Origin of the sequence: Clostridium lentum, assembly GCF_014287815.1 — a bacterium.
GTDB classification, from domain to species: Bacteria; Bacillota; Clostridia; order Clostridiales; family Clostridiaceae; genus Clostridium; species Clostridium lentum.
The window spans coordinates 1-24,185 of record NZ_JACOOQ010000011.1 but is presented as its reverse complement, the minus strand read 5'-3'; the positions used below and the strand labels follow the sequence as shown (position 1 = coordinate 24,185).

At 29.4% G+C, this 24,185-nt stretch carries 21 protein-coding genes and 1 tRNA gene; 3 read left to right on the top strand and 19 right to left on the bottom strand.

Annotated elements, in window-relative coordinates:
* Positions 1 to 96: 96 nt before the first annotated feature.
* From H8R92_RS07560 to H8R92_RS07520, 9 genes are all read right to left on the bottom strand, one after another.
* Positions 97 to 513: a YwiB family protein gene (locus tag H8R92_RS07560; protein WP_022211328.1), complete on the bottom strand. Its 417-nt coding sequence runs from the start codon at positions 511 to 513 to the stop codon at positions 97 to 99.
* A gap of 106 nt (positions 514 to 619) precedes the next feature.
* Complete coding sequence (gene spoIIR, locus H8R92_RS07555; protein ID WP_022211329.1) at positions 620 to 1,243, bottom strand: stage II sporulation protein R; 624 nt, start codon at positions 1,241 to 1,243, stop codon at positions 620 to 622.
* Positions 1,244 to 1,316: 73 nt separating this feature from the next.
* Entirely contained in the window at positions 1,317 to 2,159 is an 843-nt protein-coding gene (gene ispE, locus H8R92_RS07550) for a 4-(cytidine 5'-diphospho)-2-C-methyl-D-erythritol kinase (protein WP_022211330.1), read from the bottom strand.
* Between the two features lie 224 nt (positions 2,160 to 2,383).
* Positions 2,384 to 4,993: a cyanophycin synthetase gene (gene cphA, locus H8R92_RS07545; protein ID WP_022211331.1), complete on the bottom strand. Its 2,610-nt coding sequence runs from the start codon at positions 4,991 to 4,993 to the stop codon at positions 2,384 to 2,386.
* Complete coding sequence (locus H8R92_RS07540; protein WP_022211332.1) at positions 4,965 to 5,810, bottom strand: cyanophycinase; 846 nt, start codon at positions 5,808 to 5,810, stop codon at positions 4,965 to 4,967. The genes cphA and H8R92_RS07540 overlap by 29 nt, the downstream gene beginning before the upstream one ends.
* Before the next feature lie 107 nt (positions 5,811 to 5,917).
* On the bottom strand, positions 5,918 to 7,486 hold the full coding sequence (locus H8R92_RS07535) for a DUF3794 and LysM peptidoglycan-binding domain-containing protein (RefSeq protein ID WP_022211333.1): 1,569 nt from the start codon (positions 7,484 to 7,486) through the stop codon (positions 5,918 to 5,920).
* A gap of 363 nt (positions 7,487 to 7,849) precedes the next feature.
* Positions 7,850 to 8,086: a Veg family protein gene (locus H8R92_RS07530; RefSeq protein ID WP_022166413.1), complete on the bottom strand. Its 237-nt coding sequence runs from the start codon at positions 8,084 to 8,086 to the stop codon at positions 7,850 to 7,852.
* A gap of 244 nt (positions 8,087 to 8,330) precedes the next feature.
* Positions 8,331 to 9,215, bottom strand: coding sequence for a sporulation peptidase YabG (gene yabG, locus H8R92_RS07525; RefSeq protein ID WP_022211334.1), 885 nt, complete (start codon positions 9,213 to 9,215; stop codon positions 8,331 to 8,333).
* Between the two features lie 125 nt (positions 9,216 to 9,340).
* On the bottom strand, positions 9,341 to 10,339 hold the full coding sequence (locus H8R92_RS07520) for a CotS family spore coat protein (RefSeq protein WP_022211335.1): 999 nt from the start codon (positions 10,337 to 10,339) through the stop codon (positions 9,341 to 9,343).
* 105 nt (positions 10,340 to 10,444) lie between these two features.
* Between H8R92_RS07520 and H8R92_RS07515 the strand changes: the two genes are divergently transcribed.
* Positions 10,445 to 11,566, top strand: coding sequence for a glycosyltransferase family 4 protein (locus tag H8R92_RS07515; protein WP_022211336.1), 1,122 nt, complete (start codon positions 10,445 to 10,447; stop codon positions 11,564 to 11,566).
* A gap of 52 nt (positions 11,567 to 11,618) precedes the next feature.
* Here H8R92_RS07515 and H8R92_RS07510 read toward each other — a convergent pair whose 3' ends face one another.
* Genes H8R92_RS07510 through H8R92_RS07500 form a run of 3 tightly spaced genes read right to left on the bottom strand, consistent with a single transcriptional unit; the run spans position 11,619 to position 14,398 of the window.
* Positions 11,619 to 12,647, bottom strand: coding sequence for a CotS family spore coat protein (locus tag H8R92_RS07510; protein ID WP_022211337.1), 1,029 nt, complete (start codon positions 12,645 to 12,647; stop codon positions 11,619 to 11,621).
* Between the two features lie 11 nt (positions 12,648 to 12,658).
* Complete coding sequence (locus H8R92_RS07505) at positions 12,659 to 13,390, bottom strand: hypothetical protein (RefSeq protein ID WP_022211338.1); 732 nt, start codon at positions 13,388 to 13,390, stop codon at positions 12,659 to 12,661.
* A 12-nt stretch (positions 13,391 to 13,402) separates the two neighbouring features.
* Entirely contained in the window at positions 13,403 to 14,398 is a 996-nt protein-coding gene (locus tag H8R92_RS07500; protein WP_022211339.1) for a CotS family spore coat protein, read from the bottom strand.
* Positions 14,399 to 14,522: 124 nt separating this feature from the next.
* On the opposite strand from H8R92_RS07500, the gene H8R92_RS07495 reads away from it, so the two are divergent.
* On the top strand, positions 14,523 to 15,647 hold the full coding sequence (locus H8R92_RS07495) for a glycosyltransferase family 4 protein (RefSeq protein WP_022211340.1): 1,125 nt from the start codon (positions 14,523 to 14,525) through the stop codon (positions 15,645 to 15,647).
* Positions 15,648 to 15,712: 65 nt separating this feature from the next.
* Here the strand turns inward: H8R92_RS07495 and H8R92_RS07490 are convergent, their stop codons facing one another.
* The 3 genes from H8R92_RS07490 to tsaD all read right to left on the bottom strand — a co-directional run bounded on the left by H8R92_RS07490 (position 15,713) and on the right by tsaD (position 19,074).
* The gene (locus H8R92_RS07490; RefSeq protein WP_022211341.1) at positions 15,713 to 16,876 is read right to left on the bottom strand and encodes a S1C family serine protease; all 1,164 of its coding nucleotides are present in this window, start codon (positions 16,874 to 16,876) and stop codon (positions 15,713 to 15,715) included.
* A gap of 162 nt (positions 16,877 to 17,038) precedes the next feature.
* The gene (locus H8R92_RS07485) at positions 17,039 to 18,040 is read right to left on the bottom strand and encodes an alpha/beta fold hydrolase (RefSeq protein ID WP_022211342.1); all 1,002 of its coding nucleotides are present in this window, start codon (positions 18,038 to 18,040) and stop codon (positions 17,039 to 17,041) included.
* Positions 18,041 to 18,063: 23 nt separating this feature from the next.
* Positions 18,064 to 19,074, bottom strand: a complete 1,011-nt coding sequence (gene tsaD, locus H8R92_RS07480; RefSeq protein ID WP_022211343.1) for a tRNA (adenosine(37)-N6)-threonylcarbamoyltransferase complex transferase subunit TsaD — start codon at positions 19,072 to 19,074, stop codon at positions 18,064 to 18,066.
* Positions 19,075 to 19,275: 201 nt separating this feature from the next.
* Here tsaD and H8R92_RS07475 point away from each other — a divergent pair, with 201 nt between their 5' ends.
* Positions 19,276 to 19,887 carry a RusA family crossover junction endodeoxyribonuclease gene (locus H8R92_RS07475; RefSeq protein ID WP_022211344.1) on the top strand — a complete coding sequence of 204 codons (612 nt, stop codon included), beginning with the start codon at positions 19,276 to 19,278 and terminating at the stop codon, positions 19,885 to 19,887.
* 107 nt (positions 19,888 to 19,994) lie between these two features.
* On the opposite strand, the gene H8R92_RS07470 is transcribed toward H8R92_RS07475, so the two are convergent.
* The 4 genes from H8R92_RS07470 to H8R92_RS07455 form a co-directional block, all read right to left on the bottom strand.
* On the bottom strand, positions 19,995 to 20,915 hold the full coding sequence (locus tag H8R92_RS07470; protein ID WP_022211345.1) for an NAD(P)/FAD-dependent oxidoreductase: 921 nt from the start codon (positions 20,913 to 20,915) through the stop codon (positions 19,995 to 19,997).
* Between the two features lie 235 nt (positions 20,916 to 21,150).
* Positions 21,151 to 22,494 (bottom strand): TldD/PmbA family protein, encoded by a 1,344-nt coding sequence (locus tag H8R92_RS07465; RefSeq protein ID WP_022211346.1) that lies wholly within the window; start codon positions 22,492 to 22,494, stop codon positions 21,151 to 21,153.
* An 11-nt stretch (positions 22,495 to 22,505) separates the two neighbouring features.
* Positions 22,506 to 23,885, bottom strand: coding sequence for a TldD/PmbA family protein (locus H8R92_RS07460; RefSeq protein WP_186835128.1), 1,380 nt, complete (start codon positions 23,883 to 23,885; stop codon positions 22,506 to 22,508).
* A 93-nt stretch (positions 23,886 to 23,978) separates the two neighbouring features.
* Positions 23,979 to 24,053, bottom strand: a tRNA-Asn gene (locus H8R92_RS07455).
* Positions 24,054 to 24,185: the final 132 nt, after the last annotated feature.

Sequence of the window (24,185 nt, the reverse complement as noted above, 5' to 3'; positions counted from 1 at the left end):
ATAACTATGCAGTTATTTAGAATATACCAATATTAATTACTTATATTTATTTTAAAAAAATCACAAGATAATTAATAATTACCTTGTGATTTTATCTTAATTAGCTCTAATCTTAACTTTAAGCTCTATAGTTATTCCTGACTGCCCTTCTAATCCTAATATATATTTAGTATATACCACTCCACCATCATCATCCATATCTATATCTAATTCCTTTGTATATATATTTATATTCATCATTCCATACGGAGTATTATATAAAGAAACTACTTCTTCTCCTTTTTTGAATTCCATTCTTGTAGTAGTAGAACCTTCTCTTTCTAAAATTAATGCCTCATCTTTTATAACTAAAGTAGTAGTTGTTCCATCCATGCCTGATATTTCCGACTCTTCATACACAGCCTTAAATTCACTTTCTCCTAAATGAAACTTTCCTGGCGTAACTACTTCTATTACTTCATCTTTATTTAAATCTGAAAAACTTCTTACAGATATTATTGCACTCTTTTCCATATTTCCTCCTATTTTACGTTAATTAAATATTTTTCTAACTTTTTATATTTCATTGGAGATACATTCATTTCCTTTACTCTATTATACTCTAGTCATATTTATTCCCCTAATTATTTTTTAAAATATCTTTTATTAGTTCTACTATTTTAAATTTGCATTTTATATTATTGTTTTCTTCATCATTATCATCAACAAGAACTTCTTTCAAGTTACTTGAATCAACATCACCTTTTGTCTCATCTACAAAACATAATGGTGGAAACATCACACACCACCAGTTATGACCTTCACCATTTCCGATGATAATTCTAAATGCTTCATAATTCCCTTGTGGAAATAAATAATCTCCATAAACCTTATCTGGAAAGTTTTCTCTTGATATCATTGTCTTAGCTTCATAATCAAAACCATTTTCCCAAAGTACATTTATTGCTATATTATTTACCTCTTCTATATTATCCATTAATATATTTCTTGCTTCATCTACTTCTGTAGCATCCTTTAACTGAATATTAATATAATCAATAACTTTATCTCTTACTAATAACTTAACAGCTTGATCTTCATCAGAATCGCTATTTGCAATAACATGAAATCTAATAAGCTTGTCTTTAATTTCATCATAATTTAAGCTCACTAGTTGTGCCTCCAAGCATCCCTCATTAGTTGAGCCTACTAAAATACCTATGCAAATTATAAAAACTAAAAATATACTAAAAATCTTTTTCATACTTATAACCCCCTATATGAGTTAAGTATTGACATACTTTAGGGGATTATTCATATTTATCTATTTTTTATTTTTATATTGTTCTTGTAATAAATACATCACTATATTTCTTTTTCATCTTTTCAAAACATTTTTGTGCCTTTAGCATATCATCAAAAAACGCAAAGACTGTTGGCCCGCTTCCGCTCATCATTGAATTTATCGCTCCACAAGCATTCATTTCTTCTTTTATTTTTATTAATATCTTATGTTTTCTTAATGTAACATTTTCTAATAAATTTTTCATATTACTTGCTACAAAATTTAAGTTATCATTTTCTATAGCATTGATTATCTCTGCTGTCTTTGGATGTTGTTTAACTTTTTCTAAATTGAAATTCTTATATACCTCTTTAGTAGAAACTCCAAATGCTGGCTTAACTAATACTATTATTTTATCTTTAAATGACTTGATAGGAGTTATTATCTCACCAATTCCTTCACATAATGCTGTGCCTCCATGAATGCAATAAGGAATATCTGCACCTAATCTTAAACCTAGCTCCATTAATTCTACCTCAGTTGCATTAACATTAAATAATTCATTCATTACTTTTAATACAGCTGCTGCATCTGTACTTCCACCTGCAAGTCCTGCTGAAACTGGAATATTCTTTTCTATATTTATTTTAACTCCATCAACAATATCATATCTTTCTTTAAAAATTTCAGCTGCTTTATATGCTAAATTTCTATTATCCACAGGAACATAACTTTTATTGCATTCTAAAGTTATTCCATATTTCTGCTTCTCAACTTCAATTTCATCATATAAATCTATATTCTGCATTATCATACTTAATAGATGATAACCATCTTCTCTTTTTCCAACCACATCTAAAGATATATTTACCTTACCGTATGCTTTAATTTTCATATATTCAAATCCTTTCGACGAAAGCCTTTTACTTAATCTGTCATAATCATATATTTAATTCTTCAAACTCAAATATATCTAAACTTTATAACTATTATTATATATAGTATTTTATCTGTAGTAAATATATCTTTTATTACATAAAATTTTTGAAAAAGTGGGTAACATAAAACTTCTTATAAGCAAATTAAGAAATTAAATGTTACCCAATATTTATCACTTATTCAATTAATTTTTTTATATCCATTTTCCTCTTGCTCTTTTCTAAAGTACTCAATAACTTCTAATAGAGGCTTTCTCTTTTCAAAGAATACAATTACCGTATCTCCTCTCTTTGCTTCCATAAGTGCTGTTCTAAACGCTTCAACCTCATCTAAAATTACTTTTAAATCTGAATCTTTATTTACTTGAAGAACTCCATTCTTGATTAGTTCTGCTATCTCACCACATCTTCGCCCTCTTCTATCTTTATCTTCTTTAATTATTATCTTATTTAAATTCTTCCCACTAAGCTTACCTATTCTTACAGCATCATTATTACTTCTATCTCCTGGTATCCCTATAACACCAATAATATTACCCTTTGCCAATTCTTTAAGAGATGATAAAACCTTTCTATATCCATCAATATTATGACCATAATCTAAAATTGCTTTTACCCCATTGCAGTCATAGATATTAAATCTACCTGAATTATCTTTTTCATTTAATTCAAATTTGCTAAGCCCTATTTTTATCATGCTATAATCTACTTGCATTGCTATTAAACTTGCACAAGCTGCCATAACATTTTCAATGTTAAATTCCAATACACCATTTAAAGTTATTGGTACATCTTCAACCTTTATTACTCTGTATTCTCTACCGTAGTTATAAACACATATATATCCTTCTCTTAAATAAACACATATATTATCCTTATTAATTGCTTCTAAAATATAATCATTATTGCAATCCTTTGAAAAATATATTATTTGCGCCTTTATCCGCGGAATAATATCCAAACTATATTTATCATCAGCATTTACAACTACAAATCCATCTTCTTTTACAGCTTCTGCCACTAAAGACTTTACCATGCATAAATCTTCCATATCTTCTATACCATCACAACCTAAATGATCTTCTGTAACATTAGTGATTACAGCTACATCTGCCAAATCATATGCTAAGCCTTTTCTGATGATTCCACCTCTAGCAGTTTCTAATACAGCCACATCAACATCTCTATTTAAAAGTACACAAGTAGCACTATCTGCTCCTGTATCATCTCCATTATCAATACAATTGCCATCTATATATATGCCATCAGTGCATGTCATACCCACACAATATCCCATTTTCATTAATATACTGCTAATAATTCTAGTTGTTGTTGTTTTCCCATTTGTTCCTGTCACTGATATAACAGGGATATTTTGCACACTATTATTGTAAAGCATATTGATAACCTTTTCACCTATATTACGTGATTTACCGTAAGAAGGATATACATGCATCCTTAGTCCTGGTGCTGAATTAACCTCTAATATCACTCCATTACCCTTAATTGATTTTGTAATATCTTTAGTACAAATATCAATTCCACAAACGTCTAACCCAATAGCTTTTGCGGCTCTTACACATATTTCTTTATTCTCATCGCTTATTGCATCGGTATAATCAACAGCTATTCCACCTGTAGATAAATTAGCATTTTGCCTTAAAAATACCTTTTTCCCTTTTTCCAGTACAGTGGATAAATGATAACCTTGTTCGTTTAAATAAATAAAATCAATATCTATTTTAGTAAGTGGCTTTTCATGATTTCTTCCTCTATTTTCAGTGGAATTAATATCTTCTACTAACTGCTCTATATTTTTTAATCCATCACCTATTATAAAAGGAGGAATTCTTTTTGATACAGCTACCACTTCATTATTTACAATACAAACTCTAAAGTCATCGCCTTCATGATACTTTTCTATGATTATATCTTTAAATTGATTCTTTAAATAATCATAGGTCTTTACTAATTCCTTTTTACTTCTTATATCTACAAAAACTCCCTTGCCCTTACTACCAAATTGTGGCTTTAGCACCACCGGATAACCTATTTCATCGGCAGCTCTTAATAAATCAAGTACATTGCTAACTTTCTGCCCTCTTGCCACTGGCAAATTTTGAATATCTAAAAGTTTTTTTGTAATAAGCTTATCACAGGAAATATCCACTGCTACACACCTTGTTTCACTGGTTATAGCCGCTTCAATGCATCTTCCTTGCTTGCCATATCCTATCTGATAGAAATCTCCATTGCCAATATCTATCACTGGCATATTAAACTTTTCTGCTCCTTTTATAATTTCTGCCGTGCTTGGGCCTATAGCCTCTTCATTAATTATTTCTCTTATTATGCTTAATTTCATATTAATATCTATATTACTTCCCTTAATTAGGCTATTTATTATTTCAATAGCCAACTTAACAATTTCCATTGCTGCCTTTTCATATTTATATTGAAATACTATGATGTAGATATCCCCGTTTTTTTCTCTTGCCTTTCCATACGCTAAATTAATACCTACACTATTTTGCAAAGCAATAATAATATGCTCACATATATGTGCTAGATATGTGCCTTCCTTTAATCTTTTAACAAAACCGCCTTCTTCATCAATGCCACATCTATGGGTATATAATTCTGGAACTAATTCTAAAAGTCTTTCATTAAAAGATTCAATATCTTTGCTGGCAATTTCCGAATATCCTTCCAAATCTACTTCTAGCTTTATACACTTTTTATGTGAATATATATTTCTCCCTTTATAAACTGTGCTGCTTATCATTTTCATAAAAATTCATATCCTCCTCTAAAGGCGCCTTTTTAAGTAAATTAAATTTATTTCCTTCTTTTAGTACATGTAATTTAACATTAAACATGCTTAGCACTTCATTACTATACTGCTCAGAAACATTGCTATATCGTATGCTACTGCCATCAACAAAATATACTGCTCCTGATCCAACAACTTCAGCTATACCTTCATCACTGACAATTATTGCTGTATCTTCATCTATGCCAATCCCTAACACTTCTGGATTTTGTGCTATTCCTGTCAAAAGCCTTCCTAATCTTCCCCTTTGTGCAAAATGCTGATCTATCATAATATTTTTTACCAATCCTAATCCTGGTGACATTTTCAAAGTGCATTTTCTTGGTGATTCATCATCTTTTCCTTCTATTATCATCGTATCACTCATAACTGAAGCTCCTGCCGAAGTTCCCACAATAGATGCTTTACTCTTACATAAGCTTTTTATAGCTTCATTAATTGGAGTCCCCCCTAATATACTAGTTATCCTAAGTTGATCTCCACCTGTAAAAAATAAAACACTACACTTCTTTACTAAATTTATATTTTCAGTTACATAAGCATCAGTTCGACATTTTATATCTAATTTTTCAATATTCTTTACACCTAAGGATTTAAAGGCCTTTTCATAATTTTTAAAGCTTTTTTCTGGATATTCTGTAGCTATAGTTGCAATTAAAATCATATCCTTTTCCCTATTAATACAACTTACTACTTTCTTTAATATTTCCTTATCGCCAACTTTATCTTCTGCCCCTCCAATGATAATTAAATTGCCGACAACTTTTTCACTCATCATCTCACCTCAAATCGTACGTTTGTTATTTTATCCATAATATCAACTCATTATTCAAAAAAAGGTAATCGCAAATGCGATTACCTTTTTTGGGGTTAAAAAGTTAATTAAAAAATAGCTCTTCCTGGTATTATAAGCTTTTGACCAATGATTATTATTTCTGGATTTTCAATATCATTAATCTTTACCAATTCTTCAATGGTTGTATTATATTTTTTAGCAAGCTTCCATAAGGTATCTCCTTTATCTACAGAATAGATTATGACAGATGCTTCACTTTCTGCTCGTCCATTTTCACTTTCCACAACATCAACTATCCATTCTTTATTGACCTTATAAGAAACCTTAGCCCATACACTTAAAGTAATTCTTACTCCTATAGTATTAGCTTCAATAATTGAGTCTATTGTTTCCATTTGTACCTTACTAACTACATCCATATCTTTATTAGTACCCTTCAAGTCTATTGCTGTAGTGAAAGGAACTTCTCCTGTACACATATTTATCCTGCTTATCTCATCAGCAGTTCTATATAGTGCTGAAACCTTTACTACTCCTTCTAATTTTATTTTATCATTTTCAACGCTTTTATCTGTAATAACAGGGCATCCTGACGTCATTATAATTGACCCTATCTTTTCTTTATCATCATCTAAAGATATATTATCTTTCAAAATTACCTCTGTATTTACCATACCATGTATTAAGCCAATATCATGATTATTCTTTATTAAGTCTATTGGTTGTGATGGACAATATGCATCATTTATTAAATCAATCTTCTCCTTAGATAGGACTTTAACTACGCCTTTAGCTAAGAACTCAACATTGATAATTCTATTTTCCCCTAAATCATCTAAAGTTACTATATAGTCACTATTTACTATATCCACTTCATTATACGCCATCATATCAGCATTACATCCAATAAGCTCTTGCTCTTTAGATAAATATACATCATCATTTAAAAGTACGATATCATCAGTATCTTTTCCCTTATATAAAACTTCTACTTTACAATAACAGCCAAAATATATCTTATCTTCTCCTAGCTTAGTTTCCTTCTTATGAAGATTTAATGAACATTGTAATATATCTTCTATTTCTGGCTTATCCATAGTAGCTTTTAAAATTGATTTTCCCATAAGTTCTATTTCTTTATCACCAATTACCTTATTTATCTCTTCAGTTTCCTTTTGAACTTGAATATCTGAACTTCCTTCCAAATCCTTAATAAATTCAAATTCATCAATCTCATAAATATGCCACTTTGTAGTCCTAACTCCTTCTATGGCTATTTTTCTCTCATTCATAATATTAGCTTGTATATGTTCTACTACACATTCAACATCACAAAGGACTTTATGTTCTATACCAGTGAGTTCTAGATAATCTGCAAACTTTTCTGATAGATTTACAGAATTTATTCTCTCTATATCACTTTCATCAATAGATAAGTATAAAACAGTATAGGTTACAACACCTTCAAGCATAACTTTATCAGCTAAAACTTCTTTATTGGTCACTGTAGCCTTTGCATCAACTCCTAAGATTTCATGTACATCTGGATGTGAATCCTTAATTAAGTATTCCCCTTTCAAAATATTGCTTCCAGTACTTTCTCTTAAAAGCTGTTCATATTGAACATTTTCTTTAATGACATCTATTTGTGACATAGTATCCCTCCTATAGCTTAACTACTATAATATATATTTCCCTAACTATATATTTATTCTAATAAATGATATTTGTTAACACTTTCAAATAGCTTTTTATAATTTTCTAAGAAAACTTTTATGAAAGATATAATTTTATAAACATCATGTCGAATCAAAGACGTAATTTAAGTTTTTTTTATATTTTTTTTAATATATTGTTGACAACATTAAAAATATGTCGTATTATAAATATGGTTATTGACCATATAACCTCTCATAAATTCTCAATACCCTTTTATACCATAGTTGAAAGATGGATACCCGCCATCTTTCTTTTTTTATATATAAAAAAAGACTTCGATATTTATTCGAAGCCTTTAATTATACAGCATAATACAACATAACTGTTTTTGTCAAAACATCTGAATAGCTATATGTCACGGTCCTTTGGGTGTCATTGTCTAATCTAACAACGAAAATACTTGGATGAACGCTTTCAATTATTCCATCATTGACTAGAATTTTTTTTCTGCCTCCATTGGCTTTTAAGGTTACTTTTTCACCTACATGCCTTTCAATATCATTCCTAATTGTTGCTAAAGTCCTGTTTCTTTCCATGAAAACACCCTCTTTCTAATATAAATTTTACTCCTTTTTTTTCCATTTGTCAAATAAAACAAAATATTTTATCATCTTTATATACACTTGTCAATGTAAACTTTTACTTTTTAGATAATATTATCAATCCATTAATTATTGTTTCAAATTTTATAAATTTTATACAGTAACTCTAAAATTTTATTAATTTTTATATCTTATATAGCTGAACTATATCATTCAATACAGCTCAGCTATATACTAACTATATATAATTTGACCTTGGATATCCTTCACGGTATTTCCCTCTAGTCTGCAATCCACCAATGCCCTTAATCCCAGTAATAGTACCTTCAACTAAATCTGTTATAGAAACAACTTCATCTATTTTGGTATAGGCTATTTTTTCACAAACAAAAACAGGATCTAGACAATGTATAAGAACTCTGCTTGGTGAACTAGCAAAATTAGCTCCTGCATCTAAAAGGCATTCATAACATGATTGGCAAGCTCCTGCAAATATCACTAGCTCATCATAGCTGGAATTATAATCTCTCAATGCCTTGACTGCTTCAATATAATATTTAGTATTTCTATAATTTTCAAGATCTAAATAATCATCTGTACTCTTTATCACACTATCATGTCCTGTAAGAACTACAATATCAGGCTTTACTTCTTTGACAAGATCTATTACTTTAGTCCATTGCTCCTTTTCTGCTATTGCTTTTCCTACTGCATCTAAAGATAGTTGCTTATAAACCTTTAAACATGTTTCTAAGTATTCTTCATCACCATCTATATGAAGTATTTTCCCTGGTCTACCAAAGAACATATCATTATTTACAGCTTGTGCCTTTGTATTTTTATTAATACGACAATTTATCTGTTCTCTCATACCAATTCTTTTCTGCATGCTTTTTGCTTTTTTCATTGCTTCATTTACTCTATTATTTAATATCTTTTCCTTTTCTTCCACATATACATAATCTACAACTTCTAAATCATCTTTAGGTGAATCTGCTATTATTCTTATGCTTAATCCCTTCAAAATACAATATACTTTTCCCCTTACTTCCTTTATATCTATAATTCTAAATATTATGTCCTTATCATATGACTTTCTCACAACAATATCGCCTATTTTCATATGCATCTCCATATTTCATATTACTATTTTATAATATGAGAATAATCGACTCTTTGTTTAATGAAATATTTACTTTTATTTAGCAAGATAAAAAATAGAGCTGTTTCTTTAAACAGCCCTATTTTTTAAAGGGAATATTCCTTTTTAAAATCATCTAAAAACTTAGTAAACTTCTCTTGTTCATTTATTATACTTTCAATTTTATTAGAAAAAGTATTTTGTCCCCAATTAACCTCATTATAATAATATCTATTCGCTAACCTCCAGTATCTCTGTGGGAATTGAAGATATGCATAAAGCACTTTATATTCATCATCTCTTAAAGGAGATACACTATTATATGCATTGATTATCTCCTTAGCATACTCTAAGTTCCAGTTACATCTCTTAAGCACCTTAATCATAAAATTTGAAATATCATAAGCTCTTATTTCCCTCTTGCAATAATCAAAATCAATTATATTTACCTTATTATCATCAGTAAGTATTATATTATGATAAGTATAGTCATGATGGCAGAATCCTTTATTCCTTTCTGCAATTTCACAAAGTTCTATATAATTTGATTCCTTTAATGTCATCAAGGCATTTTTACCAATTTCCTTATAAAAATCCATAGATTTAAGATATAACATATCGAAATTAGTCTTATTATTTCTCTTTCTTATCATATCTCTCATTTTATCTAATGATTTTATTCTCTTTTCCATGAGGCTAGTCCATCTACCTAAATCTGTTTTTAGCTTAGAATTCTCTGGAGGATCATACCCCTTAGAAGCTTCATGTAATCTGGCTAAAGTTTCAGCTGCTAATTTCACCTCTTCTAAATTATGAAAGTCACATTCTCTTCCATCTAGCCATTCAGATAGGGTGTATAAATCCTCATTTACTAAAGCATAAGGCTCACCTTCATTATTTAAGAAATATCTATCTACAGATTCAAACCCATTCTTTATGAGATGCTCTTTTGCTCCATAAACAAATAAGAGTTTTTGAGGTCCATAATTAATTTTCTTTAGACATCTTTCGCCTTTATTAGTTTTTAAGTAATATACACCTTTATTAGCCTTTATAATATCAATTTTTATTTGAAACTGCCTCTCTATTTCAAACTCTCTCATCATTTTTATCACCCCCTATATATTTATATGTATATCTATTTTCTTTTATTAACATTTTTTTGCTTGCTTTAATATAATAAATTAAAACAACTATGAAAGGATTAAATCATGAAGATCGGCATTGATGGAAGAGCTGCTAAATGGTATAGAGGAACAGGCATTGGCACTTATACTTATCAGCTAATTAATAACTTAAGTATAGTAGATTCAAGTAATCAATACTTGATACTCTTGCCACAAAACACTGATTTAGTTTTAAAAGATAACTTTACCATAGAATGTCTTAAGGAGTCTTCAAACAATCATTTTTGGGATGATGTTAAAACTCCTAATATCTTAAAAAATAATAAGATGGATTTATATCATGTTCCTCAAAACGGAGTAGGACTTTCAAAAAATATTAATTGTCTTAAAGCCATTACCTTGCATGATATAATCCCATTGAAATTGCCTGAAACAGTCAGTGATAGATATTTAAAAATATTTAATGAGGAACTTCCTAAAATAATACCAGATTGCGATGGCATAATAACTGTATCTGACTTTTCAAAGGAAGATATAGCCAAGGAATTTAACTTTCCTAAAGAAAAAATTTATGTTACACATCTTGCTGCAGAAGAAATTTATCGCCCTCTAAGTAAGAATTCATGTAAAAAAATCATTAAAGAAAAATACGGAATAAGTGATGACTTTATTTTATATGTAGGTGGATATAGCCCTCGTAAAAATATATTAGGCATATTAGAAAGTTATTCCCTTTTAAATCCTACTCTAAGAAAAAATCTTAAAGTAGTTATAACTGGTAGAAAAGGTATTTCATATGATAGATATAAATTAAGAACTGAAGAGCTTAATATTTCATCTTCAGTAATTTTTACTGATTTTATTCCTTTAGAAGATCTACCTATTTTTTATAATGCATGTGAGTTATTAACTTATCCATCATTTTATGAAGGTTTTGGACTTCCTCCTTTAGAAGCAATGGCTTGTGGTACTCCTGTTATTACATCAAATATCACTTCCCTACCAGAATTATTCTATAATTCTGCTTTATTGGTAAATCCTTATGATGTATATGCCCTAAGCTACGCCATGGAGAAAGTATTATGTGATAGCCTTCTTAAACTGACTATGGTTCAAAAGGGTCTTATAACAAGCTCTAACTATACCTGGCAAAAAACTGCTAAAAACACTATCTCTGCTTATGAAAAAATTATTAATTCTAAATAAATTAATAAAAATGAGCTGCATAAAATTATAACTTTTATTGCAGCTCATTTTTTTATTTCAGAATCCTCTTTACTAATGCAATTCTAAAATCATCTAATTCTATTTTATTTTTAAGCCTACCTATAAATACTTCTTGCTCCCATGATTTTTGCTTATAATAATATAACTTAATAATTTCTACAAAATCATATGGATAACATATAAGAGCATTTAATATTTCTCTTTCTTGGCTATCTATTTTATCATTTGGCTTTTCATAAGCTTCTAAAATACTATCTATAGCCTCTTTTTCATAAACAAGATTCTTAATAACCTTATTGATAAATATATATATATCTTTAATTCGTAAATCAATATTGCAATAGTCAAAATCTATTATATTAACATTATCATTATCTATTATAAAGTTATGATGCGCTAAATCATTATGACATAAATAAAAGTATCTATTATCTTTCTTCATCTTTTCGTAGCTAGTCTTCATTAATAATTCTATAGCTTTGTTCATTTGCTTTTCCATAACTTCTACATTCTTTAAAAATAAGCTATCGAACTCATTTTTATATTTGTACTTTTTCACCAAAAGCTTCATTTGTTCTATATCCTTTAAATCATCAATATAATCATTAATTATATTACTGCCATATTTGCATTTTATATTTAACTCCTTTAAGTATTTTTCTATTCCCTTTGATGAAATATGAAGCTTTTCTATTGCTTTAGTACACCATGATATCTCCACTGGATTAGTAAATGCTGCTTCTCTTCCTTCAATCATATCAAGGAGAATATAGTTCTTTTCATTCCATGTTGTTATAACTTCATTATCTTTATTCCTACAATACCTAATTACATCTTTATCTAATAAATATATATAATTTAAAGCTTCATCAATAAACTGTACATCTTCAAATTTCATATCACATCTTTTTAATATTTTCTTTCCCTTATCAGTAACTAATAAGAATACCTTTCTAAGTGGAATCATATCTTGAACATTTAAATTAAGCTTATCAAATAATCCTTCACATAAGTCATAATCACATAAAACCTTTCGTTCAACATATCTATTTTTATTCATTTTATTACCTCTCATAAAAGTTTAATACCATCACATTCTTTTGCATTTCTAAACTTACTCACTACATCCTCATTTGTAATATCAATCCTACCATTTCTACATTTATTTAAGATTTTCATAGATTCATTAGGATATATTGATAAAATTCTTAAATACTTAATACTCCCCTGATCTAATGCTGATTTATTAACAAACTCATCTATTATATTGTTTATACCATATCCTTTTTTTCTTCTTTTGATTTTTTTTATATAATTATAACAATCGCTTTCCAATAAATCATAAACAATATATTTATTGCTTCTTATATAAATTATTTCATTCTTATCTCTCTTTAAACTACTTTCATCAACTCTCCCTAAACATATTTCATATCTTTTCATGCTTCTTTTAATTATTGAAAAATAGATTTCCAAATCTAATAAGCTAAGAGTTTCTTGAGCCTTTTTTATAATACGAGAGCCTTCATCTATTAAATAATCTTCAATATAATTAGTACTTTTATTATTAATAATTTTATTTATATAATTTTTATTCTTTTTTATATCAACTTTATATCCCTCAAACTCCCTGCCAATTACACTTTGAATTCTTGGTATAATAGCTTCTTTGCCATCTAGAAGCCTCTTATGTGCATCTGATATTAACTGAATTTGATCACTAACACTTACTTCAGCATTGTCTTTAAATTTTTCATCACTTATGATAATGCTTCTGCTGCTTAAATACTCGTAAATATCCATGAAACTATCCTCCTATTTAAAGTATTCATCTAAAAATATTTCCCGGTATTCAACATCTTCTAAATACCTAATTATCTTATTTATAAATACCTCTTCATTCCATGGCTGCTGCTCCCAATAATATTGAAGCCCTATCTGCCAGAAGCTCTGGGGAAACATAATAAAATACTTCATAATCTTTAGTTCATCATCTGTTACCTCTAGTACTTCCCGATAATTATTAATAATTAAATCTCCAGTTTTATTATTCCATTTACCATCCTTCATAACTCTTATAAGCAAGGATGATAAATCATGTATATGAGTATCTAATATACAATAATCGAAATCTATTATATTTATCTGATAATCTTTATCAATTAAGATATTATGATGAGCAAAATCATGATGGCAAAAACCTCTTTTCTTTACTTCTCTATCCATAAGAACAAAATATCCATTTCTCTCAAGACCCTTTACTGCCCTTTGCCCTCTATCAATTTCATTATCTATATGCTCTAAATAAATCCTATCAAAATCACTTTTGTATGCCTTTTGATATATTCTTTTTCTAAAATCTAATATTTCATTACATCTTGTGTTAAAAACATTAACCCATGAATACCATCCAATTCTTGGTCTCATTTCCCTATTCAAATTAAACCCTTTACTACATTTATGCAGTTCTGCTAGTTTTATTGCTATAGCTTGAAGCTCAACAGGATTATTGAAATTACTCACTCTTGAAGGTATCCACTTAGTGATATAAGCATAATCTTCATCTATTTTTATATACTTATTTCCTAGCTTATTAGGCAGTATTTCTGGTATAGTTTTAAACTGTCTTTTTTGTAAATGCTCTATGGCACTTATAATAAAATTAAAATGAGGAAAGTCATACTTTATATTCTTTATACAATATTCTCCCTCATCAGCTTTCACATTATATGAATTTTTAACCTTTAATATTGACCTAATATTAATACTATAGTTTTCTTCCACTATATCTTTTATTTCATTTATATCCATTAATGTCTCCTAAACATTCTCTCATCTGTATTATATGAATATGCATATTTTATTGTGTTTCTATCACATTAATTTAAAATGATAATATTTTATTGTATAAGGTTTTTTTAGGAGGCGCTTATTTTTGAACTTTTCTATTGATGCTCGTGGTATTAATTTATATAAAGGCTCTGGAATAGGTACTTATATTGAAAATTTAACATTAGAACTCCTTAATATAGATAAAAAAAATAACTATACAATATTTTGGGCTGGTGATAATTTTCAAAAATATAAACGTAAAAACTCCAAGGTCATATTAACTTCTAAAAAACATAATTTATTCTTTGAAAATTATTACTATCCTAGCATACTACAAGAATATAATATTAACTTACACCATATACCACAAAATGGTATGGGTTTATCAAACACCTATAACACTCCTTCCATCGTCACTATTCATGATTTAATTCCCTATATTATGCCTGAAACCGTTGGCAAAGGTTATTTAGAAAGATTCCTCACTGATATGCCCTTTATAATAAAAAACTGTCATGGTATATTAACTGTTTCTAATTATTCTAAAAAGGATATATTAAGATTTTTTCCTAACTGTCCAGAAGATAAGATATATGTTACTCCATTAGCTGCTAACACTTTATATAAACCTCTTCCTAAAGATAACTGCAAAGATTACCTTAATAAAAAGTATAAAATCACTACTCCTTTTATTTTGTATCTAGGTGGCTTTAGTAAACGTAAAAATGTTTATGAACTTATTTTATCCTTTAAAAATATACTATCCTCATTAAATAAAAATTACTCTCTTGTAATATGTGGCTCCCTTAAAGATGAAGGCCTTCGTCTAAAGGAAATTACTAAAGAGCTTCTTATAGATGATAAAGTAATTTTTACAGATTTTGTAGTAGATTATGATTTGCCATACTTCCATAATGCTTCTGACCTTTTCGTCTATCCATCTTCTTATGAAGGATTTGGATTACCTATTTTAGAAGCAATGAGCTGCCAAACTCCTGTCATAACATCTAACACTAGCTCTATGCCTGAAGTGGCTAATAATTCAGCTATTCTTATTGATCCTTTTGATAAATCTGCTTTAAGTGAAGCAATGTTGAGAGTACTAAATTCACCAAGTCTTCTTGCTGAGTATGGTGAAAAAGGTTATAAAAACAGTCTTAAATTTACTTGGAGTAATACCGCTAAACTTACTCTATCAGCTTACATTGATATACTAAGGGAAAACTAATTGACATATAAAATAAAAGGGCTTAGTTACCATAATAACTAAACCCTTTTTATTTAACCTAAATATTAACTAGCTGTTAATTTTACATTTATTGTTTTACTTTCACCATTTCTTATTACTTCAAGAGATATTTCATCTCCCTCTTCTTTACCATTCTTTACTGCTTTAAATTCATCAAATGTTGTTATTCTATTTCCATCAGCTTTAACAATTATATCTCCAGCCTTTAACCCAGCCTTTTCAGCTGAAGAAAATTCTGTTACTTCAACTACATATAATCCTTGTTCCATATTTAATTGCTTAGATAGTGCTTCATCAATAGTTCTAACTGAAATCCCTAAATTTAATATTGGCTTTGATAATGATTCTATCTTATCCTTTATATCATTTATTGGAATTGAGAATCCAATACCTTCTACTGCTTCGCCACTAATCTTACTTGAATTTATACCAACTACTTCTCCTTTAGTGTTTACTAATGGTCCACCACTATTACCAGCATTTATTGCAGCATCTGTTTGAATTAAGTTCATTGTTACTCCTGATTCAACAGCAACACTTCTACTAGTAGCACTGATTATTCCTTTAGTAACAGTACTTGATAATTCTGTTGATAATGGAGTACCTATTGCTATTACCTCTTCACCTGGCTGTAATGAATCTGAATCTCCAAGTTCTACTGTTGCTGGTATTTTAACACTTTCATCTGTTATCTTAATCATTGCTACATCTTGATTTTCATCATAATTAACTATCTGAGCTGTAGTTGTTACATCATTACTTAATGTAACTGATATTTCTTGTGCTCCCTTTACAACATGATAATTTGTAAGGATATAACCTTCTTCATTTATTATAAATCCTGATCCAATTCCTTCAACTTCCTGAGTTTGCATGAAATATCCCTGAGTTACTGATTTAGTTGAAACTACAACAGCGGCTGGCGCAACTTTATTATATGCTTCCGTAGCACTTAAAGCTTCACTTTTAGTATCAAATTTTGATGGATTTACATTAATTGTCTTTGTTTCTTTTAAATTATCCTTTAATGCCAAATATGTTACTCCACTTCCTATGAATCCACTACATAATGTACAAACAATAACTGCTGCTATTGTCTTATTAAATCCTCTTTTCTTTTTAACTTTAACAGGTGGCTCTTGAAAATTATAAGTATTATTATCATCTCCACTACTGTATACTACATCATAAATATTCTTATCATCCATGACTAACTCTCCCTTTCCGTTAACTATTCTATACTTATAATATAACCACCTTATGTGTCAAATATATGACAAATAGGTTTTAAATCTATAATTCATACTAATTTCACAATAAACTTTTTACTACTTTTATATATAAAAAATAGAAAGCTATAAAATAACTTTCTATTTTTTAAGATCATTACACTGCTTGATTACTCCTCTTATTCCTGCAAGTATATCAATAGCTTTACTTAATGATAATACGCAAGAATCAGTATTGCTGACAATAGATGTAGTTAAACCTTCATCTCCTAAGCTCTTTAACCTATCATCTTCATTTTTAGTTATTAAACAATAAGGCTTTCCTGTAAATACCCCATCTTGCTGAATATCTAAATTATATTTTGATAAATTTCTTAATTCATTGCTCACTGCACTGGTATAACTTGCTTTAGTTCTATGACTTGAAAATTCCTCTAAAGCCTCGCCTTCTAAATTATCTTCTAAGTCATTAATATTAACATCTAAATTTAATTTATCCAAAAGCATTGTTAATCCAATATATGAGCCTAATTGTTCTATTTTTCTTCTTATTCTTAAAGCCACATTCTTTAAACTATTTCGTGAATTTTTAATATCTTCTTCCACTAACGGATTAACTGAAACAATTCCGGCAACTGAATCTGGAAACTGCTCTGCAAAGCTAGTTAATACTAATGAACCATACTCTTCTCCCACTAATATATATGGTTCTAAAGCTCCAGATTTTCTTAATAGTATCTTTAAGTCCTGAGCCTGCTCTTCAATTGTTCTAGCTGACCCAGATGCACTAAAGCCATATCCTCTTCTATTATATAAGAAAGTTGCTACATTATCATTTTCCTCCAGCTCACTGGCAATTGTATTCCAAACTTCTAGATTTCCCCCAAGCACTCCATCAAATACTACAGTGTAATTTCCACTTCCACTTAATCTAAAATCCATTCTTTTATCATCCACTGTAATGTAATCTACTCTTTCTATTAAAGTTTCTCCTGCTATAAAGTTTGTAATTTGTTGCACAATAAAGCCTGCTATTATTATACCTAATAAAACCTTAGCTATATACTTTAATTTTTCTTTAGTAGTTCTTTGCCTCTTCATATTAACTCTTCTTACTCCATTTGAATGTGGCAATAAGTTCATTTTTTCAATCTCCTTTTATATTATTATAGCTTTAAATTAGGTTTTGCATTTAAGTTTAAATCACTTATTTTACCATTTACTAAATTAAAATATGCTGCACTTCCAATCATAGCTGCATTATCTGTACATAATACTGGTGCTGGGAATAATACTTCTATTCCTTTCTTTGATGCAGCATTCATAATCGTTTCTCTTAAGGCTGAGTTAGATGCAACTCCTCCAGCAATGGCTATCTTCTTAACATTTCTACTTTTACATGTTTCCATTACATTATCTTTTAATACTTCTATTACAGCTTTTTGGAAAGAAGCCGCCACATCTGCCTTATTAACTTCAACATTTTGCATCTTTGCTTTATTTAAGTAATTTAATACTGCTGATTTAACACCACTAAACGAAAAGTCTAAAGATTTATCATGAAAATTAGCTTTTGGAAAAGCAATAGAATCTGGATTTCCTTCCCTTGCTAACTTATCTATCTTTGGTCCACCTGGATATCCAAGGCCTAATGCTCTAGCAACCTTATCATATGCTTCTCCTGCTGCATCATCTCTTGTCTGTCCTATAACTTCATATACACCATAATCTTTAACATGTACTATGAAAGTATGTCCTCCTGAAACTACTAATGAAACAAATGGAGGTTTTAAATCTTTATGTTGTATGTAATTTGCACATATATGTCCTTCTATGTGATTAACTCCTACCAATGGCTTTTTAGTTGAAAATGCTAATCCCTTAGCAAATTGTAATCCTACCAATAATGCTCCTACTAGCCCTGGTCCATAGGTAACCCCTATGGCATCAATATCTTGTAAAGTTACTCCTGCCTCTTCTAATGCTTCCTGAACTACTCCGCTGACAACTTCAATATGCATTCTTGAAGCTACTTCTGGAACTACTCCACCAAACTTTTTATGTGTATCTATTTGAGAAGCTATTATATTTGATAAAACTTCTCTTCCATTAACAACAACAGCTGCTGAAGTTTCATCACAACTTGACTCTATAGCTAATATATATTTTTTTTCCATATCTATCTATACCTCTTCTTATTACTGTTTATATCTAATGAGTATTATATCTTAATAAAACCCTATAATCAAACAAACCTTGTTAATTTTTTCTGTCTATTGTATATTCTAAATATAGTAGATATTTTAATTATATAAATTAAATCTTACATATTCATTAAATATTTATTTCAATTTATAGAATTTTAAGGAGAATTGATTATGAAACCATATGCCAAGGTAGTGGTACCAGGTTCCCCTATTTCCAAATCTAATTTTAAATTACATAATAAGGAAGGTAGAGCGATACTTCCATATAATACTGGAAAAGCTCATGACAAATATGCCTTATATGAAGAAGAAATAGCCTATTATGCTAGAAGCCAAAATCCTACTATCATATTAGAGGAATCTTTAATTGCCATCTTAAAAGTTTACTACAAAAGTGAAAAACGTCATCCTGATACTGCCAATATAACAAAAAGTATTTTTGATGGTATTGAAAAAAGCGGTCTTATAGTTAATGATGCACAGATTCGTCGAATAATAACTGAAGAATATTATGATAAAGAAAATCCTCGTTTTGAATTAGAGTTTTATGGTGAAAGTTCCTTTGAAGTCACATATACAATTAAGGAAAAAGCTACTCCTTCAGAAAAGAGAATTTATTCATCATTAAAAAAGGTCATTCCTACTACAAAAGTAAAAGAAAGTTCTACTACATCCGTGGAAAAGTGTTCAATCTGTAATGGAATAATTGATAAATCATCTTCCATAAAAGCTGATGGTGGTAAAACTTTAATCTGTAAAAAATGTTTTACAAAATTATTTTAAGGACACTCAATAATGATAGATTTTATATTTTTATGAGCTGATATTCACTTTAATCCTAAAGAACAGAATATATTATTCAATAAAGCAAAAGAAGTATTTATACCAATTTAGTATAAATACTTCTTTATATATTGTGAAGCTAAATGCCCAATTATATAACCATCTTCTCCACTAGAAAATACGCCTTCAATTCCATGCTTTACTGTGCCACAAGCAAAAAATCCATCTTCAACAGTATTTATGGTTTTTATATCTACATTTAAGCCTCTTAATAAATCTATTTCTGGATAATACCCCACTGATAATATTAAAGAATCACACTCTATTAATTCTTCTTCCTTTTCATCAATCATTACAGCAGCCCACTCCACCCTTTCTGCTCCTCCAATTTCTGAAACTCTGGCATTATATATTACAGGAATATTAAAACCTTCAAACAGATCTAACTGCTCTTTATCTAATGATTTTTTAGCTGTTACTAAAGCTCTTATTTCAGCTCCTTCTATTAATAGTCTCCTAGCTAAAAGTGCTGACCACTTACCGCTTTCTTGTATTACAACTTCTTTTCCTGGTAAATATCCATAGAAATTAATCAATCTATGAGCTGATGCTATAGTAAAAATGCCTGAATATCTATCCACTGGAATCATTATATTACCTGTAAACTTCTCCTTACATCCTGTGGCAAATATTATTGCTCCAGCTTCAATATTATAAACACCTTTATCTGGATTAATAACAGTTATTTTTTTATCAGAATCTATCTCTAAAACTTTACTACTAGTTAAATATTTTCCACCTAACTCCTTATAATCATTTATCATTATACTTGCAAACTCAGGACCAGTTACTTTTTTACCTAAATAAAAGCTACCAAAACCATCATGGATAAATAAATTTAAATTTCCTCCTAAATCTTCTTCCTTTTCTATGATAAGAACATCCTTTACCCCTTCTCGCATGGCCATAATAGCAGAAACCAATCCTGAAGCTCCAGAACCAATGACAACTAAATCATACTTTTCCACAAAAACACCCCTTCAATTAATTAAAAATGTAAAATAAAAAATTAGTAAACTGATTTAATTTAAATATACAATATCATAATATCTGAAACTAGTTATAAAAAATATAACTAGTTTCAGATAGAATAGTATTACTCAGTTAAAAATTTTATGTTTAGTACTTCCTTCATGTTAATTCACTTATGGTTTTAAATTACTACTTAATTTTTCATTCTTAATTCTTAATTTTTAATTCTGTCTATTCTCCTGCTATGGCAAGTGATTTAACCTTTATAGATGGGCTTCCTACACTACTCATAGGGAATTTTAAGTCATTTCCCACTTCTTCTATATCCTTAAGTAAATTAAAGAAGTTACCTGAAGCAGTTACTTGTTCAACTGGGAATGTCTTTCTACCATTTTCAATATAGAATCCATTAACTGCTAAAGAAAACTCTCCTGTAATAGCATTTGCTCCTGAATGAAGCCCTGCAAAATCAGTTATAATAAGACCCTTCTCTATATTTGCCAATAACTCATCAAAATTCTTGTTTCCTTTTTCAATGTAGAAATTAGTAGGTGATACTGATATTGATGATGCATATGAATTCTTAAATCCATTACCTGTTGATTTAACACCAGCCTTATTAGCAGTCTTTAAGTTGTATAATAATGTTTCTAATCTTCCATTCTTAATAAGATAAGTTTTTTCTGTTGCCACTCCTTCATCATCAAATCCTACTGATGCAAAACCATCTTTTAAATGCGGATCATCCACTAAGTTAATTACTGATGATGCTATTTCTTCTCCTTCTTTTCCCTTTAAAAGACTTAACCCTTTTTGAGCTGCATCTGAACTGAATATTCCAGCAAAAGTAGATAACATTGAAACCATTGCTTCATTTTTTATAACTATAGGATAATTACCTGAAGGAATAGCTTTTCCACCTATTTTAGATAAAGCGTCATTTACAGCATCTTCTGCTATTTTTTTAGGATTAACTTCTTCAAGAGATTTAGCTATTGCATATCCAAAGCCATCATACATCTTTTCATCTTCCTTTATTATTGGACATACATATGCTGATAATAAATTAGATTTATTGTGTAAGTTTAATCCCTTGCTATTTATTATGCCATACTTACCAGAACTATAAGCTACAGCACACCCTGCAAAACTTTCTACTTTGCTATTTAAAGCTTTAGCCTCCTTTTCCATATCTAATGCTATTTGTATAAGCTTATCTGGTGATATATTTTCAAGAGCTTCTGAATAAGTAGATATCTCTTTATACTCCTTGTCTCCACCATAAATAAATTGAACATCCTCACTTTCTATAGCTAATACATTTTCCTTAGCCTTATTAACAAGCATATGAATTGCTTCTTCATCTAGTATTTCTGTATAAGAGTATCCTATCCTATCACCCATCTTTCCTCTAAATGATAGCCCATAAGAAGTATTTAAGTTATATTTCTCTACTTCTTCCTTATATACATTTATACTAAGGCTTTCTCTATCAACATAGTATACTTCACACTCAGCAAACCCTACATCTTTAGCTTCCTTAAATAATTGATTTACAAATATCTTTAATTCCATTACATTACCTCCTATCTTCCACCTACAGTAATTTCACTTACTCTTATCATAGGTTGACCTACGTTAGTTGGTATGCTTCCTGAAGATGATCCACACATTCCTTGTCCTTGAGTCATATTATTTCCTACCATATCAATATTCATTAATATTTCGCTACCTTTTCCTATTAAACTTGCACCTCTAACTGGTTCTTGGATTTCTCCATTCTTTACTAAATATCCTTCTGATACAGCAAAGTTAAACTCACCTGTAACAGGATTCACAGAACCTCCACCCATTTTTTTAGCATATAATCCATCACTTATTGATGCTATGATTTCTTCTGGTGTATTATCTCCATTAGCTATATACGTATTAGTCATTCTTGAAGTTGGAGCATATTTATAACTTTGTCTTCTTCCGCTTCCTGTAACTTCCATGCCCATTCTTCTAGCATTTAATTTATCTATCATATAAGATTTTAAAATACCATTTTCAATTAAGATATTCTTTTGTGTTGGAGTACCTTCATCGTCTATATTTAGTGAACCCCACGCATTGGGAATTGTTCCATCATCAATAGCCGTAATCTTAGAAGATGCTATTTGTTCTCCTAATTTACCTGTAAATACAGAATTTCCTTTAGCAACAGATGTAGCTTCTAATGAATGTCCGCATGCTTCATGGAATATAACACCACCAAACCCATTATCAATAGCTACTGTCATCTTTCCTGCAGGGCAATTCTTAGCATGAAGCATAGTATGTGCTGTTTTTGCAGCTTGTCTTCCATAATATTCAGGATCTATATATTTGAACATTTCTATTCCAGCTCTTCTACCTGGGCCTTCAATTCCTGTTTGATTTTCACCATTAGCAGATGCTACTGCATTAATAAATAATCTTGTTCTTACTCTCTTATCTTCTGTGTATAATCCCTCTGTATTTGCTATTAATATGTTTTGTTCCTTATCACCATAACCAACACTTACTTGTGAAATTTCACTATGATAATTCTTTGCTGCATCATAAGCTATCTTCATTATACCTATTTTTTTATCTGCTTCTACAACAGATGGTAAATAAATTGTGGGATGTATGTTTATAGTTTCTTTTTCATATAGAGTTATGCTTATATCTTCTTTTAATTCTCCCAATGCTAATGCTGCTTTTTCGGCAGTTTGTAATAATGAATGAAGGCTATTATTATTGGTATAAGCATAAACGCTTTTTAGCCCTTTAAATATTCTTATTCCTATTCCATAAGCTCTTCCTCCTATGGAATTTTCAACTTTCCCATTTAAAATACTTATGGAATTATCTATTGTATCTTCTTCAAAAATTTCTGCAAAGTCTCCTCCAGTTACTAAACAACGACCAAGTACTTGCTGTGCTATTTCTTTTGAAAGCATTGTATCGCCCTCCTCTTTCTTTTAATTATATCTAAAATCTATTATACTTTATTTTTATATACAAAAAAAGACAGAAGTATAACTTCTGTCTTATGGCTCCGCGAAGAGGGCTCGAACCTCCAACCTATCGGTTAACAGCCGAGTGCTCCACCATTGAGCTATCGCGGATTATTAGAGAATATTCTCTGAAAATTGCATATAAATGATAATCTATTTTTATTGGTCAAGCCCTCGACCTATTAGTATCAGTCAGCTAAATATGTTACCACACTTACACCTCTGACCTATCAACCTCGTGTT

Coding starts and splice junctions, on each gene's coding strand:
- ispE (WP_022211330.1), bottom strand. CDS start 2,159: ATGAAAATTAAAGCATACGGTAAGGTAAATATATCTTTAGATGTGGTT.
- H8R92_RS07485 (WP_022211342.1), bottom strand. CDS start 18,040: ATGAACTTATTGCCACATTCAAATGGAGTAAGAAGAGTTAATATGAAG.
- H8R92_RS07490 (WP_022211341.1), bottom strand. CDS start 16,876: ATGGATGATAAGAATATTTATGATGTAGTATACAGTAGTGGAGATGAT.
- H8R92_RS07530 (WP_022166413.1), bottom strand. CDS start 8,086: ATGGAAAGAAACAGGACTTTAGCAACAATTAGGAATGATATTGAAAGG.
- H8R92_RS07460 (WP_186835128.1), bottom strand. CDS start 23,885: ATGCTTTCAAAAGAAATAGCACAGCAAGTACTTGGTCGTTGTTTAGTA.
- H8R92_RS07560 (WP_022211328.1), bottom strand. CDS start 513: ATGGAAAAGAGTGCAATAATATCTGTAAGAAGTTTTTCAGATTTAAAT.
- tsaD (WP_022211343.1), bottom strand. CDS start 19,074: ATGGAAAAAAAATATATATTAGCTATAGAGTCAAGTTGTGATGAAACT.
- H8R92_RS07510 (WP_022211337.1), bottom strand. CDS start 12,647: ATGAATAAAAATAGATATGTTGAACGAAAGGTTTTATGTGATTATGAC.
- yabG (WP_022211334.1), bottom strand. CDS start 9,215: ATGAAAATAGGCGATATTGTTGTGAGAAAGTCATATGATAAGGACATA.
- H8R92_RS07535 (WP_022211333.1), bottom strand. CDS start 7,486: ATGTCACAAATAGATGTCATTAAAGAAAATGTTCAATATGAACAGCTT.
- H8R92_RS07500 (WP_022211339.1), bottom strand. CDS start 14,398: ATGGATATAAATGAAATAAAAGATATAGTGGAAGAAAACTATAGTATT.
- H8R92_RS07465 (WP_022211346.1), bottom strand. CDS start 22,494: ATGGAATTAAAGATATTTGTAAATCAATTATTTAAGGAAGCTAAAGAT.
- H8R92_RS07515 (WP_022211336.1), top strand. CDS start 10,445: ATGAAGATCGGCATTGATGGAAGAGCTGCTAAATGGTATAGAGGAACA.
- H8R92_RS07475 (WP_022211344.1), top strand. CDS start 19,276: ATGAAACCATATGCCAAGGTAGTGGTACCAGGTTCCCCTATTTCCAAA.
- H8R92_RS07505 (WP_022211338.1), bottom strand. CDS start 13,390: ATGGATATTTACGAGTATTTAAGCAGCAGAAGCATTATCATAAGTGAT.
- spoIIR (WP_022211329.1), bottom strand. CDS start 1,243: ATGAAAAAGATTTTTAGTATATTTTTAGTTTTTATAATTTGCATAGGT.
- H8R92_RS07520 (WP_022211335.1), bottom strand. CDS start 10,339: ATGATGAGAGAGTTTGAAATAGAGAGGCAGTTTCAAATAAAAATTGAT.
- cphA (WP_022211331.1), bottom strand. CDS start 4,993: ATGAAAATGATAAGCAGCACAGTTTATAAAGGGAGAAATATATATTCA.
- H8R92_RS07540 (WP_022211332.1), bottom strand. CDS start 5,810: ATGAGTGAAAAAGTTGTCGGCAATTTAATTATCATTGGAGGGGCAGAA.